This is a genomic window from Kushneria sp. Sum13 (genome assembly GCF_052692355.1).
Map to the genome: position 1 here is coordinate 3,141,584 of NZ_CP199847.1, position 15,811 is coordinate 3,157,394.

13 protein-coding genes are annotated in these 15,811 nt (G+C 62.6%); 10 read left to right on the forward strand and 3 right to left on the reverse strand.

Going from position 1 to position 15,811, the window contains the following annotated elements; all coding sequences use genetic code 11:
• The first annotated feature begins 8 nt into the window (after positions 1-8).
• From ACUN8C_RS14565 to hglS, 3 genes are all read left to right on the forward strand, one after another.
• Entirely contained in the window at positions 9-398 is a 390-nt protein-coding gene (locus tag ACUN8C_RS14565; RefSeq protein ID WP_445619884.1) for a YidH family protein, read from the forward strand.
• 4 nt (positions 399-402) lie between these two features.
• The gene (locus ACUN8C_RS14570) at positions 403-774 is read left to right on the forward strand and encodes a DUF202 domain-containing protein (protein ID WP_445619885.1); all 372 of its coding nucleotides are present in this window, start codon (positions 403-405) and stop codon (positions 772-774) included.
• Between the two features lie 92 nt (positions 775-866).
• Positions 867-2,276 (forward strand): 2-oxoadipate dioxygenase/decarboxylase HglS, encoded by a 1,410-nt coding sequence (gene hglS, locus ACUN8C_RS14575; protein WP_445619886.1) that lies wholly within the window; start codon positions 867-869, stop codon positions 2,274-2,276.
• A 74-nt stretch (positions 2,277-2,350) separates the two neighbouring features.
• Here the strand turns inward: hglS and ACUN8C_RS14580 are convergent, their stop codons facing one another.
• Complete coding sequence (locus ACUN8C_RS14580; protein ID WP_445619887.1) at positions 2,351-2,845, reverse strand: universal stress protein; 495 nt, start codon at positions 2,843-2,845, stop codon at positions 2,351-2,353.
• A gap of 161 nt (positions 2,846-3,006) precedes the next feature.
• On the reverse strand, positions 3,007-4,197 hold the full coding sequence (locus ACUN8C_RS14585; protein WP_445619888.1) for a CynX/NimT family MFS transporter: 1,191 nt from the start codon (positions 4,195-4,197) through the stop codon (positions 3,007-3,009).
• 257 nt (positions 4,198-4,454) lie between these two features.
• Between ACUN8C_RS14585 and egtB the strand changes: the two genes are divergently transcribed.
• The 6 genes from egtB to ACUN8C_RS14615 all read left to right on the forward strand — a co-directional run bounded on the left by egtB (position 4,455) and on the right by ACUN8C_RS14615 (position 13,295).
• A complete protein-coding gene (egtB, locus tag ACUN8C_RS14590) occupies positions 4,455-5,801 on the forward strand; it encodes an ergothioneine biosynthesis protein EgtB (protein WP_445619889.1) in 1,347 nt (448 codons plus the stop codon).
• An 80-nt stretch (positions 5,802-5,881) separates the two neighbouring features.
• A complete protein-coding gene (egtD, locus tag ACUN8C_RS14595) occupies positions 5,882-6,889 on the forward strand; it encodes an L-histidine N(alpha)-methyltransferase (protein WP_445619890.1) in 1,008 nt (335 codons plus the stop codon).
• 11 nt (positions 6,890-6,900) lie between these two features.
• A complete protein-coding gene (bglX, locus tag ACUN8C_RS14600) occupies positions 6,901-9,120 on the forward strand; it encodes a beta-glucosidase BglX (RefSeq protein WP_445619891.1) in 2,220 nt (739 codons plus the stop codon).
• 216 nt (positions 9,121-9,336) lie between these two features.
• A complete protein-coding gene (locus ACUN8C_RS14605; RefSeq protein ID WP_445619892.1) occupies positions 9,337-10,866 on the forward strand; it encodes an OmpA family protein in 1,530 nt (509 codons plus the stop codon).
• A gap of 18 nt (positions 10,867-10,884) precedes the next feature.
• On the forward strand, positions 10,885-12,462 hold the full coding sequence (locus tag ACUN8C_RS14610; RefSeq protein ID WP_445619893.1) for a hypothetical protein: 1,578 nt from the start codon (positions 10,885-10,887) through the stop codon (positions 12,460-12,462).
• Positions 12,459-13,295, forward strand: a complete 837-nt coding sequence (locus ACUN8C_RS14615; protein WP_445619894.1) for a hypothetical protein — start codon at positions 12,459-12,461, stop codon at positions 13,293-13,295. The genes ACUN8C_RS14610 and ACUN8C_RS14615 overlap by 4 nt, the downstream gene beginning before the upstream one ends.
• A gap of 96 nt (positions 13,296-13,391) precedes the next feature.
• On the opposite strand, the gene ACUN8C_RS14620 is transcribed toward ACUN8C_RS14615, so the two are convergent.
• Positions 13,392-14,570, reverse strand: coding sequence for a fumarylacetoacetate hydrolase family protein (locus ACUN8C_RS14620; protein WP_445621871.1), 1,179 nt, complete (start codon positions 14,568-14,570; stop codon positions 13,392-13,394).
• A gap of 295 nt (positions 14,571-14,865) precedes the next feature.
• On the opposite strand from ACUN8C_RS14620, the gene ACUN8C_RS14625 reads away from it, so the two are divergent.
• Entirely contained in the window at positions 14,866-15,741 is an 876-nt protein-coding gene (locus ACUN8C_RS14625) for a transporter substrate-binding domain-containing protein (protein WP_445619895.1), read from the forward strand.
• The last annotated feature ends 70 nt before the right edge of the window (positions 15,742-15,811 follow it).

Genomic DNA, 15,811 nt, shown 5'->3' on the forward strand with positions numbered 1-15,811 from the left:
CCCCGAACATGACCACACCGTCTCCAGACCATAGTCGCCGACGCGCCTTCCGACCACGCTGGCAGCGTCAGGGCCGCCATCCGGACTACCGCTTTTCGCTGGCCAACGAGCGTACTTTTCTGGCCTGGATTCGCACCGCACTGGCGTTCATGGCCGGCGCGGTGGGCATCTATCAGTTCGCGCCGGATATCGCCACACCCTGGGCGCGGGAGGCACTGGCATTGATGCTCTCACTCGGCGGTGCGCTGCTCTCATTGGCGGCCTATCGCCGCTGGGCCGGCAACGAGCGCGCCATGCGCAGTGATGCCGCCCTGCCCTATACGCGGCTGTTATGGCTTCTGGCGCTGTTTGTCACGGCGGTGGCGGTGGTGCTGGGCCTGCTGCTGGTCTCGGGCTGAGGCCATGACCGAGCCGAATACCACACGCGACCCTGGCCTCCAGCCCGAGCGCACGGCCTTGGCCTGGTCGCGCACCGCCTTTGTGGCGCTGTTGCTCTCGGCGCTGCTGCTGCGCGGCGGGATTGTCCATCACGAGCCGATGCTTGCCTGGGCGGGGGTGATCCTGTTGATCGCCACCGGCGCGATGTATGGCTGGGCGGGGTGGCGTCTGCGCATGACGACAAGTGCCATGACAAGCGCTGCCCCGGTGACGGTCACGGCCACCTGGGTCATGCGCGCCACGACGCTGATCATCGCACTGGTGGGGCTGACGCTGGCCGCCAGCGTGCTTTATCACGGCCGGCTGATTGAGCATATCAGCGCCCTTGTACACTAAAGGACGCTCCAAGCACCCTCACGGCGCTTGAACCCCGACCATCGTCAGGCGTTAAATCAAGCACACGTTCATTGCCGTCACGGAGCACCCTCATGGCCCGGCACGTCAGTTGTGATGATATTCGCACCCGTTTTTCCAGCGCCATGTCCGACATGTACCGCACCGAGGTGCCCCAGTACGGCACGCTGTTGAAGCTGGTCGCCGACATCAATGCCCAGACGCTTTATCACAACACCCGCGGTGAAGATGCCCTGACCACCCGGGGCGGCAGCGAGATGGCGCGCATCGAGATCGAGCGTCACGGCGCAATTCGCCTGGGCACGCCGGGCGAGCTTCACACCATGCGCCGCGTATTCGCGGTGATGGGCATGTCGCCGGTGGGCTATTACGACCTGGCACCGGCCGGTATGCCGGTCCACGCCACCGCCTTTCGCCCGGTGACCGATGAGGCGCTGGCCCGCAACCCGTTTCGGGTGTTTACCTCGCTGCTGCGACTGGAACTGATCGAGGATGACGACCTGCGCGCCCGCGCGGCCGCCATTCTGGAACGCCGGCAGATCTTCACCGATCGCCTGCTGACCCTGCTGGATCGGTTCGACAGCGAGGGCGGCCTGAACGATGAGGATGCCACGGCCTTCGTGATCGAGGCGCTGGAGACCTTTCGCTGGCACAGCCACGCCACGGTGGATGCCGAGACCTACCACGCCTTTCACCAGGCGCACCGGCTGATCGCCGATGTGGTGTGCTTTCGTGGGCCGCATATCAACCATCTCACCCCACGCACGCTGGACATTGATGCCACCCAGCAGGCCATGCCGGAATGGGGCATCACGCCAAAAGCCACCATCGAAGGCCCGCCGCGGCGCAACTGTCCAATTCTTTTGCGCCAGACCAGCTTCAAGGCGCTGGAGGAGCCGATTCTCTTTCCTGCCGATGAAGGTGGAAAGAGCGGCGAAGAAAGCGGCACCCATACGGCACGCTTTGGCGAGATCGAGCAGCGCGGCGCCGCGCTCACCCGGCGTGGGCGCAAGCTGTATGACCAGCTGCTGGCCGCCTCTCGGGATGCCACCCACGGTCTGGAAGGAGAAGCCCAGCAGCGAGCGCTGCGTGATGCCTTTCTGGACTTCCCCGATGACGAGACAACCCTGCGCCGTGAAGGGCTGGCCTGGTTTGATTATCAGCCAAACGAGGGAGCGAGTGTGACCAACGTGGCGGCGCTGCCGCGTGATCGGGGCGCGCTGGTCGAGGCGCTGATCGAGCAGGACGTGATTCGGGCACGCCCCATTACCTATGAGGATTTTCTGCCGGTCAGCGCCGCGGGCATCTTTCGCTCCAATCTGGGCGAGGGTGGCGCGCAGCAGTATGCCGCCACCGATAGCCGGGCCGAGTTTGAAGCGGCACTGGGCGCGGCGGTTGAAGACGAGTTCGCCTTGTATGAGCAGCGCAGCGAGCGCTCTCTGTCGGACTGTCTGGCGCAGCTGGGGCTTGCGCCAGACGCCTGAGCCCCGATCGTCTGCGCCCTGATCAGCCGTCTACGTTCTGGCCAATCGCCTACGTTCTGGCCAATCGTCTACGACTACAGCCCCTGATAGGGGTTGCTCTCGTCGGGCTCGGCGAGTGCGGGCGGGTCATCGTGCACGCTGATGACCATACAGGTAGCGATATGGCTGACCTTGTGGGAGACGCTGCCCGTGATCATGCCGCTCCAGTCGCTCAGGCCGCGGCTGCCAATGACAATCACCTCGACCTCAAGCGCCTCGGCCTCGTAGGCAATGATGCGCGCCGGGTCGCCGTGGCGCCCATGAGTTTCGATACGACCGTCAAAGCGTTCGCGAAGATGGGCCTGCGCGCGCTCGAGGATCTCGGTGATCTCTGCCTCGGCGGTTTCCGGAGACGAGGCCTCAATGGCCTCCTGAAGGCTGAGCAGGCTGCCGTAATGAAGATGCGGCAGCAGCTCACGCACATGCAAAAGATGCAGGGTGGCGTCCGGTGACGCCAGCTGTGCCGCAATGCTGAGCGCTTTCAGGGCATGGACCGAACCATCCACGGGTACGAGCAGTGAGGTGAACATGGCGCAGCCTCCAGTGGCATGGATGGCGCCGGAAAGCGCCATCAGGTCAGGTCAGCATTACGCAGCGCGGGCCATCCCTGCTTGATCGTGATCAATTTCGCCGCCGATAGCGCCTGGTCTTTGGTCGTGCATGGTCTTTGGCGGCATGTCACGCCCGGTCGCTAATCACTGCCGCGCAGCGTCACCATCCGCGGTCGGCCGACCATGAGGCCGGCCACGGTCTGAACGCCGAGCAGCACCAGCAACAATCCCATCGACGCCTCCCAGCCGCCGGTCGCGCCCTTGAGCGCCCCGAACAGCAGCGGACCGCTGGCGGCAAGCAGATAGCCCACGCTCTGCGACATGCCCGAGAGCATCGCGGCGTGCTGCGCCTTGTGCGTGCGCAAAACGATCATCGTCAGCGCGAAGCTGAAACAGCCCCCCTGCCCGGCGCCGAGCAATACGGCCCACAGCGCCGGGGACAGCGTTGGCGCCAGTAAAATCCCCGAAAGCCCCGTGGCAATCAACAGACACATGCCCAGCACCAGCAGACTGTGGTGGTGCATGCGTGCGGCCATGCGGGCAATCACGTAGCTGGCCGGAATGCTCACCAGATTGAGCAGCGACACCATGTTGCCGGCCATCGTGTTGGAGACGCCGGCGCTGATGACCACTGACGGCATCCAGGTCTGCAGGGTATAAAAACCAAGCGACTGCATGCCCATGAAAATGGTCAGCATCCAGGCCACCGGGCTTTTGAACAGCGCCGTCATGCGCACCGGCCCGCCCGCCTGTGGCGTCACTGGCCGTCGAAAGGCCAGCCACAGCCAGCAAAGCGCCGCCACTATCGCAAATCCGGCCCATAGCCGAATCGGCGTCGACCAGTGGCCGCTGGCCTGCAACAGCGGCACCGCCGTGCCCGCCGCCAGCGTCGCGCCGATGCCCATCACCACCGTATAAAGCCCCATGGTCTGCCCCAGCCGGTCGGCGCGGTCACGCTTGACCAGACTCGGCATGAAGACGTTGCCAAAGGCGATGCCAAGCCCTGCAATGAGTGTCCCGACCAGCATGACCGGGAAAAGCTCGACGCCGCGCAGCACGCTGCCCAGGGCGACCGCCACCAGCGCCACCGCAATGGCCCGATCAAGCCCCAGCCGACCCGCCAGCGCCGGTGCAAACGGCGAGAGCAGCCCAAAGCAGAGGATCATGCCGGTGGTGAGCAGACTGGCCGCGCCGGCACCGATATTCAGGGAGTCCATGATCGGCTCAAGCACCGGGCCGATGACCACGATCGGCGCGCGCAGATTGAGGGCGGCCAGACCAAAGGCCAGCAGCCACACAAGGGAAACGGACAGACGTGGGGTGTAGGACATGAGCGCTCAAATACCGGCAGGACAGCGGGAGAAAGGCGCAGTCTAGCACCGCGAGACGCGCACCGGACGTCGCACCGCCTTACCCACCGTGACAAATTTTCCTTCAGGGAGTCGGGCACCCGGGGAAGGCATTGCTACGCTAAGAAGACGTGCGGCCAGGTGCTCGATGTCAGCACCCGGCTGCCCCCTGTTCAATGTTTGATGCGTCAATGCTTGATGCGTCAATGTTTGATGCGATCCTATCGTGAGGACACGTCATGACCCAGACGACCCGCGCGCCGCTTGAAAACGCCGACGGCGCCCACATCCGCGAATGGCTGCGCCGCTTCCAGCACGTGCGTCGTGCCAGTGAAAAGCTGTGCGCCCCGCTCGAAACCGAGGACTACATGGTCCAGAGCATGGCGGACGTCAGCCCGCCCAAATGGCATCTGGCCCACGTCAGCTGGTTTTTTGAAGCTTTTATTCTTGCCCCCTATTTAAAGGACTATCAAACGCCTGACCCGGCGTATGACTTTCTCTTTAACTCCTATTACGAAACCCACGGCAAGCCGTTTCCGCGCAACCTGCGCGGCACCATTTCGCGACCAACGGTGGCGCAGGTCTATCAGTTTCGTGCCCATATCGACCGCGAAATGGAAAGGCTTCTGAGCGCGCCCCCGCCCGAGCATCTCGACGAGATCATCGACCGCCTCGAGATCGGCCTGCATCACGAGCAGCAGCACCAGGAGCTGCTGGTGATGGACATCAAGCACATCCTCTCCTGCAACCCGCTGCATCCGGTCTATCGCGACGACATCCGAGTGCAGCTTTTGGCCCATGCCGACCAGGCCGCGTCACCCGATGCGCCGCGCTGGCACCGCTATGCGTCCGGGGTGCGCCAGATCGGGGTGGACTATCCCACCGAACCGGCGCGCGAACACGACGGCGAAGGCTTTGTCTTTGACAGCGAAACACCGCGTCACCGCCAGTACGTGGCCGAGTTCGAGCTGGCCGACCGCCCGGTCACCAACGCCGAGTTCCTCAAATTTATCGAGGACGGCGGCTACTCGCGCACCGAACTGTGGCTGTCGGATGGCTGGCACCTGATTCATCAGACCGGCTGGCAGGCCCCTGAATACTGGGAGAAGGTCGACGGGCGCTGGCACACCATGAGCCTGGGCGGGCTGGTGCCGGTCGATCCCAACGCACCGGTGTGCCATGTCAGCTTCTATGAGGCCGATGCCTACGCCCGCTGGGCCGGCGCTCGCCTGCCCACTGAGGCCGAATGGGAAACCGCCGCAGATGATCAGCCCATTCAGGGCAACTTTGTGGACAACGACCTGCTGCAACCCGCCGCTCAGGGCGAGCGCGCCGGCGATGGCCCGCAGCAGCTGTTTGGTGATGCCTGGGAGTGGACCGGCAGCGCCTTTCTGCCCTACCCGGGCTTTACGCCGCTGGAAGGCAGCCTTGGCGAATACAACGGCAAGTTCATGTCCGGCCAGATGGTGCTGCGTGGCGGCTGTTGTGCCACGCCGGGGAACCATATTCGGGCCAGCTATCGCAACTTCTTCCCGCCTCAGGCGCGCTGGGCCTTTTCCGGCATCCGCCTGGCGCGCGATGTCTGACCCTGTGAGGGCCGCCCCCAGGGCGCGGCCCGATCCGGAACCCCTGAGCTCTGGCGCTTTTGAAAAAAGGAACGGCCGTCATGTCACAGGCACTCTCTTCTGCGTTTTCGTCTCCGAGTAACCGTCACCGGGTATGGTTTCACGATCAACTGGCAGAGCCCATGGAGGCGCAGAGCCTGCTGGAAGCGCTCACCCTCGGGCTGACCGATTCACCGCGCTGGATCTCGCCCAAGCATTTTTATGATCACCGTGGCTCCGAGCTGTTCGACCGGATCTGCCAGCAGCCGGAGTACTACCCGACCCGCACCGAAGAAGCCATTCTCGAGCGCTCGGTGGCGGCCATCGCGGACTGCGTCGGTCGGGATATTGACCTGATCGAGCTGGGCAGCGGCGCCTCCCACAAGATTCGTCTGCTGCTGGATGCCCTGCGCCCTCACCACTATGTGGGTGTGGATATCTCACGTGATTTTTTGCTCGAAAGCACCCAGCGCCTGGCCAATGACTATCCGTGGCTGTCGGTCCACGCCCTGTGCGCCGACTTCACCGCACCATTTAGCCTGCCAACGCTTGAAGGCGATGCTCACCCGGTGGTGTTTTTCCCCGGCTCCTCGATTGGCAATTTCACCCCGCGGGAGGCGATGGAACTGCTGGTGCGCGTGCACGATCAGCTGCCGCCCGGGGGCGGACTTTTGATCGGCGTGGACCGCATCAAGGATCGTGACCGGCTGGAAGCCGCCTATAACGACGCCGCAGGCGTGACGCGCGCGTTCAACCTCAACCTGATCCACCGCCTGCGCGATGAGCTGGGCGCCGAGGTATCGCCCGATGATTTCGAGCATCTGGCCTTTTACAACGAAGCCGCCTCGCGCATCGAGATGCACCTGGTCAGCCAGCGCGACCAGACCTTCAGCCTCGACGGTCAGACCATCGCCCTGACGGCTGGCGAGCACATTCACACCGAAAACTCCTGGAAGTACAGTCGCAAGGGTTTTGAGAAACTCGCCGGCCACGCGGGTTTTCAGGCCCGCGCGCACTGGTGTGATGATGAGGGGCTCTTTGACGTGCACTACTTCGAACGCCCGGTTTAAAGGAGGGAAAAATGTCGTTGATGTTGTCAGACCAGAGAGCACTGCTGCCCTTTGGCACCAGCCCGGCACGCTATCAGGCGCTGTGCCAGCAGGTAGAGGCACTGTTGGAACAGATGACGCTGGAAGAAAAGATCGGCCAGATGAATCAGGTCGCCGGCAGTCGTGACACCACCGGCGCCCCGGCCAATACCGACATCGAGGAGGATGTGCGCGCCGGGCGCGTCGGTTCGGTCTTCAACGCCTTCGGGGTCGAGTTCACTCGCGAGCTGCAACGCCATGCTGTCGAGCACTCCCGGCTCGGCATTCCGCTGCTGTTTGGGTACGACATCATCCATGGCTTTCGCACCATCTTCCCGATTCCGCTGGGCCAGGCGGCCAGCTGGCACATGGCAGGCATCGAGCAGGCCGCGCGCATCATGGCCGTGGAAGGCGCGGCCGCCGGTGTGCACTGGACGTTCGCACCCATGGTGGACATCGCCCGCGACCCGCGCTGGGGCCGGGTCATGGAAGGCGCCGGCGAAGACACGCATCTGACCTCGCTGATCGCCCGTGCCCAGGTGCGCGGCATTCAGGGTCGTGATCCCGGCGCCACCGACACGCTGGCTGCCTGCGTCAAGCACTACGCGGCCTACGGCGCGGTGGAAGCCGGGCGCGAGTACAACACCGTCGACATGTCCGAGTGGCGTCTGCGCTCGATCTATCTGCCGCCCTTTCAGGCGGCATTGAGCGAGGGTTGCGCCAGCGTCATGACGGCGTTCAACACCCTCAACGCTATCCCGGCCACCTGCCACCCGCTGCTACTCGATCAGATCCTGCGCCGTGAATGGCACTTCGAGGGCATGGTGGTCACCGACTACACCGCGATCATGGAGCTTGAGCAGCACGGCGTGGCTGCCGACGCCAGTGAGGCATCACGTCAATCGGTCAACGCCGGTGTCGACATGGACATGCAGTCCGGCTATTTCATCAAGACGCTGAATGATCTGGTCCAAAACGGCCAGGTGGGTGAAGCACGCATCGACGAGGCGGTGCGGCGGATCCTGTGGCTCAAGGCCGCGCTGGGCCTGTTCGAGGACCCATATCGCTACGCGGATGACGAGCGCGAAGCGCAGTGCCTGCTTACCGATGAGCACCGCCGCGCCGCGCGTCAGCAGGCAGGCGAGTCGATGGTGCTGCTAAAAAACGAAGGCGGCGTGCTGCCGCTGAGCGACCGGCACCGCAAGGTGGCCATCATCGGGCCGCTGGGCAACACCCCGCGCCTGCTCGGCTCCTGGCGCGGTAACGGCGACCACGATGACACCATCACCCTGCGTGAAGGCATTGCCCGACGGCTGGGAGAAGAAGCCACCCTGCTCTACGCGCAGGGCGCCTCCAATCAGATCGGGGAAAACGACACTGACGGCATCGAAGACGCCCTGGACCTGGTGCGTCAGGCCGACGTTGTAGTGCTGGCATTGGGCGAAGACGAGGATTACGCCGACGAGGCCGCCAGCCGCGCCGATATCGGCCTGCCCGGCGCGCAGCTCGAACTGGCCCGCCGGGTGCTGGAAACCGCCGGTGACACGCCTGTGGCCACGGTGCTGTTCAACGGCCGGCCACTGGCGCTGACCGAACTTGATGACATGGCGCCGGCCATTCTGGAGGCCTGGTGGCCGGGCACCGAAGCCGGTAATGCCGTGGCCGATGTGCTGTTTGGCGACGTGAACCCCGCCGGAAAACTGCCGATGAGCTTCCCGGCAAGCGTTGGCCAGATCCCGATCTACTACAACGCCTTCAACACCGGGCGCCCGAAGGGGGTCGATCCCAAATACGCCTCGCAGTATCTGGATATCCCCAACGCCCCGCTCTACCCCTTCGGTTTCGGACTGTCCTACACCACGTTTAAATACGGCGCGCTCAAGGCCTCGTGCTCGGAGATTGCGCTCGATGACACCCTCGAGGTGAGTTTCACCCTCACCAACACCGGGGCGTGCGAGGGCACCGAGGTGGTCCAGCTCTACCTGCAGGACGTGCATGCCAGCGTCGTGCGCCCGCTGCGTGAGCTCAAGGACTTCCAGCGCCTTCGGCTTTCTCCGGGAGAGTGCCGGGAGGTGACCTTCCATGTGACACCTGACATGCGCTGCTTTTTGAACGCCGAGCTTGAACGCGTTCAGGAGCCGGGGCTTTTCCGGGTACAGATCGGCAGCTGCTCGGAAAGCGGTGAAGAGGTCGAGTTCCGGGTCAGGGGGTAAGACGCATTGCCCCCTTCTGAAACGCCGCTGCCCCCATCGGGCAGCGGCGTTTTTCTTTGCCGCGGGTATCTGGCAAACATTCAAAGGCCCGGGCCCTGACATAATCGGTCAGGAGAAACCTGACGCCTGCCTTGCAAGGCCCCCGGTCTGCCCTTAGAGTTGCCGGCTTATTCAGAAATAACTCAATTAAAAAACACACCAAGGGAACAACAGGCCATGAGCAAGCGTCTCGTATCGCTTAGCCTGATGCCTGCATTGCTGCTGTCAGGTTGCGCCTCAATGCAGGACACCATGAGCACCATGTCGGATTATGCCGGCCGCACCATCGGCGCCACCGTTGGGGCAGGCATTGGTTACCTGGCCTGCCAGGATCAAAATGATGTTCAAAAAGCGGCCTGCATGGCCGCCGGTGCCGGGGCCGGCTGGGCCATCGGCTCGTGGGTCGATCAGCGGCGCAAGGCGCTTGAAGAGGTGGCCCGTGCCAATAATCTGGCGGTGGTCTATCAGCAGATCGATACCGAAAAAACGTCATCACGGCAGGCCGAACGGGGCCTGAGTGCGACCATCAACGATCAGGCCATGTTCGCCTCCGGCTCGGCGCAGCTCACCACTGCAGCGCAGCAAACGCTTCGCCAGGTCGCCGGTGCCTACAAGGGCACTCAGCAAAAGGTGCTGATTATCGGTCACACCGATGCGACCGGGTCCGGCACGCTCAATCAGCGCCTGTCGGAGCAACGAGCAAAAACCGTGGCACGCCTGTTCCAGCAGGCCGGCCTCAACGCCGGGCAGATCTATTATCAGGGCGCCGGTCTTTCAAGACCCGTGGCCAGTAACGATACGCCCGAAGGCAGAGCGCTCAACCGACGCGTGCAGATTGTTGAAATCCAGTCCGAACAGGCGCTGGCACAATACTCCAACAGCAGTCAGCGCAGCCTGGACAACCTTTCCTGGTCGACGCTGTCACAGGCAGGCGTCGAGCAGCGTACCCGCCAGATCAGCCAGACTTCATCGACTCGTCCGGCCGCTGCGTCAAAGAACAAGACCACCGCGTCAGAGAACACGTCAGCGCCTCGCTCGACGGCATCCGAAAGCCGTGCCGATCACAGCGTCAAACCCTCGCCGGCCCCAACGCCTTCAACCCCGACCTACAAGGGGCTGGCGCTGGGGGGCAAGCGCATCGATCAGGCCGATCTGGGGCTTTATAGCCGCTTCCAGCTCAAGGATAACCGCAGCCTTTTGAAACGACTTTCGCCCGTGGCCAGCGCCCAGGCCAGTGATCAGGCCGAGCGCCTGCAGCATGCCTGTTATATGGATGAATTTCGTCCCAGTGGCGACATCCATTCCCTGAGTAGCGGTAAGGCCATTTCCCACTCGGCGTCGGATTATCTGCAGGGGCTCAATGGAGGTGTGCTGGTCACGCAGATGCAGGACAGTCTGGTCGGTGTGGGGCCCGTCGCGGTACTGAAGGACTACTCACCCGCCTCCGAGCCGCAGGTCTATGTCTATTACGATGCCGCCAATCACGCGCATGCCGATCTCAGAATGAAGACACACGTCAACGTCTATGAAGGTGCAGACACGCTGCTGTATCGCGCCTTCATGGTTGATGAGCAGTCGCCGGTTCAATGCCTGGACATCGTGTTTGACAAGACAGGCGGCGAGCGAGCGCAGGATGGCCGTCTCTTTTATCAGGGTGAATCCGGCCTGATGGCCGCCACCTATCAGCCGGCTCGCCCGCAGCGCTAACCTTTCAAGGGAACACCAATGAATGATCTTCTTTATCTGATCAACAGCTATCGCATCCTTCTGGGGGCGATTGTTTTGCTGCTGTTGACGGCCCTGCTCATCTATCGCTTCTGGGATCGGATCAGCCTGATGGTGCTGAGAATCCACTGCGCGCTGCCCGGCATCGGCAAGGTGGCAAGGCTTTCCAAAAACAGTCAGTCCCATGACAGCCAGACCGGCTGGTTTACCAGCGAAAGCGAGCTGTGCGCCCATTTCAGGGAGCATCTTGAAGACCGTGGCCGTGCCAGCCCGGCCTTTTTCGTCAAGTGTCAGAGCTATCTGGACAAGGCACAGGAAACGGGACGCCGTGAGCTGCCGCTACTGGGCTGGGTACTGATCGCCGCCATGGTCTTCGTGGAAGCCATGGGGTTTTCCTACGTGCTGGCGGGCTGGACCATTCCCGGCGCCAGTGAGGCCCTGCAGCAAAAGGGCGCACTGGGGATTGCCTTTCTGATCTCAGCGCTGCTGGTGTATCTGACCCACAAGACCGGACAGGAGATTCATCACAACCATCTGGTCCGCAAGGTACGCACCTGGTTCAATGGTCAGGACGGCAACCTGATGCCTGACTCGGGAGTGACGCTGGACAACAACGAGATCGATGACGGCGCCCCTACGTGGCGCCAGCTGCTAAATCGTCTCAAGACCAATGCCAACGTCAAACCGGGCTGGACCATTACGGGCATCACGGGGGCCTTCATTATCGCGATCGCCATCGGTGCCACCTATGTTCGGGGACAGGCACTGGATGAAATGCTCTCCAGCCAGCAGATGTCCCAGGGGAGCAGCATGGCCGGCGCCCAGTATCAGGATCCCTACTCCGATACCGCCCTCCCCGACGAACTCGCCAGCATTCAACGCGAGGCCGACAGTGACGCCGGACAAAGCATCATTGATCACCAGCGCAAGGGCGGCTGGGGAACCTTTGTCGTGCTGGCCTTCATCTTTGTTTTTCTTCAGATCATGGGCACGATGATCGGCTATTTCACCGGTTTTGCCGGCAAGGAATCCTCAAAGGCGTGCAGCTACATTGGCAAGTTCCGCAACAAGGATGAGTACGTTAATTACCATGTCCGGCGGCGCAATCAGGTCATTCATATTGCCCAGAAACACCTCTCGACGCTGCAGCAGCGCATGCTTAATCGTGCCCTGCAATACAACACCGATAGCGACAGCATCAAGCTTTTAAAACACGCCGGTGATCGCAGTTTTCAGAGATATGCAGAGACCTCCGAGCGCGAGCAGCGAGAATCCGATTCTCGCGATATGGCCCATCAACACCAGACCCGCGCCAGCGATATGGCCGCCAGTACGGTCACCTCAACGCCGGCAGCCGGCACCCGGGCGCCGATTGATCAGCCCGCAGAGACCACTGCCATGCAGGGCAGTACGCCTTCTGATGAGGCCACACCAATGGACCGGCGAGAAGCCATACGTCAGCGCCTTGAAGAAGAGCGCCGTCAAAAGGAACTCAAGGCGCAGGAAGAAGAAGACGCGGCCTATGAAGCACGCCTTCGTCGCGAGATGGGGCTGGATGACGGAGGCACGTCGTCATGAAACGCACCCTGATCGCGCTGGCAGGCGCCTGGCTTGTCAGCACAAGTCTTTTCGCCCATGCCGATACGCGAGATGACTTCCCCAGCTGCTATCAGGCGCTGGGCAAGGATGCCCCGCAGCAGGGCGCCCCGACACGCGAGCTGTTTGTACTCATCGATGAAACCGTTGACGCCGATGAGCGCATTCAACACTCCGTGATCGAAAAAACACTGCGCTTTATTGGCCCGGGCGATGCGCTGGAGGTCGTCCGGTTTGCCGCATTCACCGGGGATCATTACTCGCGCCTGATGCTCAAGGGGCAAATCGACAAGCAGCTGACGCAGGACCAGCGCTACTCGATTTCAAAGCGGGCCCTCAATGGCTTTGACAGCTGTTTTCAGCGTCAGGCCACTTACGTCAAGCGACGGCTGGGTGACGCGATCCAGGAAAGTTTTGGTGACAGCCCCGAGATTCCCAAAACAGAGCTTGTGGGCAATCTTTCCAGCCTCAGTGCGCTGATACGCAACAGTGAAGCAGAGCAGAAGGTGGTGCTGCTGTTCTCCGACATGCTGGAAAATTCAGACATCACCAGCTTTTACCAGCGCGGTAATGTTCGAACGATCGACCCGGATCAGGAGCTTGCAAGGCTCGACAAGGCAGGGCTGGAAAGCGAATGGGATGGCGCACGCGTCTATGTCATCGGCGCCGGACTGATTGCGAAGGACAACAAGGCGGCTTATCGCAGCGAGCGCACCATGGATCGTCTCAAAACGTTCTGGGCCGGCTATTTTGACCGGGGCAACGCAAACCTTGAAGGCTGGGGAAGCCCCATGCTGCTTGAGGATCTGCACTAGGCAGACACGTGCTCGAAGCGGATCGAACGCCCGGCTTTTCGGTACCACTTGAGGGCTTTCGGCGCCATAAGGCACCGGAAGCCCGGCCACACGGCGCTACTGTGACGGCTGCCCGGTCAGATAGCGCATCAGGGCGCCGATGCCGAACTGCCAGGGGGCGATGGCCTCACTGCGATCGACCCGATTGACCAGCGTGCCCAGCGCCGGCGTGTGGATGCTGACCCGGTCCCCCACATGATGGGTAAAGCCCTGTCCGGGGGTATCGCGATCCTTGCCCGGTGAAAACATCGTGCCCAGAAACAGCATGAAGCCATCCGGGTACTGGTGGTGGCTGCCGCAGGTCTGGCGGACAAGGTCCAGCGGGTCGCGGCTGATCTCGCGCATGTCGCTGCGCCCTTCCAGTACGAAGCCGTCATCGCTGCCCTCAATGCGCATCGTGACCTGCGCCTGGCGAATCGTGTCCAGGGTAAAGCGATCATCAAACAGGCGGATGAACGGGCCGATGGCACAGGCGCCGTTATTGTCCTTGGCCTTGCCCAGCAGCAGTGCACTGCGCCCTTCGACATCGCGCAGATTAACGTCATTGCCCAGTGTTGCGCCGCGCGGCTGGCCATTTCCATCCATGGCCAGCACCACTTCGGGCTCCGGGTTGTTCCAGTTCGAAGCCGAGTGAATGCCCACATTGGCGCCAAAGCCTATCGAGGACATGGGCGCTGCCTTGCTGAACACCTCGGCATCCACCCCAATCCCCACTTCCAGATAGGGTGACCACTGCCCGCGGGCCATGAGCGCCTCGCGCAGGGCCATGGCCGCAGCTGAGCCCGGCACGATTTTTGAGAGATCCTGACCGATCAGCTCACGCAGCCGGGCACGAATGTCACCGGCCTTCGAGGCATCGCCTGCGGCCTGCTCCTCGATGACCCGCTCCAGCAGGCTGACGGCAAAGGTTACCCCACACGCCTTCACCACCTGAAGATCGCAGGGGGCCAGCAGTCGATCACCGTGTTCGTCGGGCGTCGTTGCGCTATGGGCCAGCGACTGCGACAGCCAGGGTGCCACCGGCCCCAGTGATGGGCCCTCGCCATGGCGCGCCAGCGTCAATCGGTCCTCGCGGTCCAGCAGGGCACTCATGGTCCCCACGTGCGCTGTGATATCGAAAAGCTCGCCGCCGCGCAGGGCCACCACCCGCGGGCCATCGCCCTGCCAGAGGCGCCCGACCAGGGCAGCCTCTTCGTGGTCCTTCGGCAGACACTGTGAGATATCAACCTCCTGCATGGCGCCTCTCCTGTTGTAGTAGATGGATGCCTGTGGATACACGGACAGGCCACCGCCCGGGGAATCCGGGTAAAACCGGCGCGACATGACGCTCGCCCGCGCCCGTCACCTCCTCTGAACACGTCAATACATCGCTTGAACACGGCAATAAGTGAGGCATTCGCCTTTGGCCCAGGCAGGGTCGCCATCAGGGCACAATCAGCGTACCCTCCCGCGGCGACACACGTTCTGGTGTCTGATAACACACTGCCTGTCCGGTATTTGTGGCCGGATGTCCTCTGCAATGGAACATCTCATGGTTCGACTGTTGCGTACCCATGCCCGCACCCTGCCGGCGCGTCGTCTTTCTTCGGCGCTGGTGGCCACCATCCTGTGGATTGCGGCGCTGGCCCTGATGCTGGGTGTCTGCCTGGCCCCGCACGCCGAAGCCGCCGGCGCGCCCGAGCCCTCCGCACTGGACCGGATCATCGAGCGCGGCACGCTCAAGGTCGGTACCACCGGTGACTACAAGCCCTTCAGCTATCGCACCGGTGACAATCGCTTTATCGGCCTTGATCCGGACCTGGCCGCCGACCTGGCCCGAGCGCTGGGGGTGAAGCTCAAGCTGGTGCCGACCAGCTGGCCCACCCTGATGCAGGACTATCAAAACCATCGCTTTGACATCGCCATGAGCGGTATCTCGGTCAATCTTGATCGCCAGAAGGCGGCCTGGTTCTCGGCGCCCTACCAGCGCGATGGCAAAACCCCCATTGCCCTGTGCGCGCATCAAAACGACTATCAGACGCTTGAGCAGATCGACCAGCCCGGCGTGCGGGTCATCGTCAATCCCGGCGGCACCAACGAGCGGTTTGCGCGCGAGCACCTGAACAAGGCAACGATTGTCGACCATCCGGACAACATCACCATCTTCGACCAGATTGTGCAGGGCAAGGCGGATCTGATGATGACCGATGCCATCGAGACGCGCCTGCAGGCCAATCTCCATCCCGAGCTGTGCGCCATTCATCCCGACCAGCCGTTCAACTTTTCCGAAAAGGCCGTTCTGCTGCCCAGGGACATGGACCTCAAGCTCTTTGTCGATCAGTGGCTGCGTCAGCTCAGGGAAAGCGGCGCGTTTGACGCACAGCTCAAGCACTGGCTTGAGTACGACTGGTCACAACATTCGAGCTGATCGGTGTCGGCGTGCCCAGGCATCACGCCCGGCGATGCCGGGGCACACGGCTCAGAGCAACATGTGATCA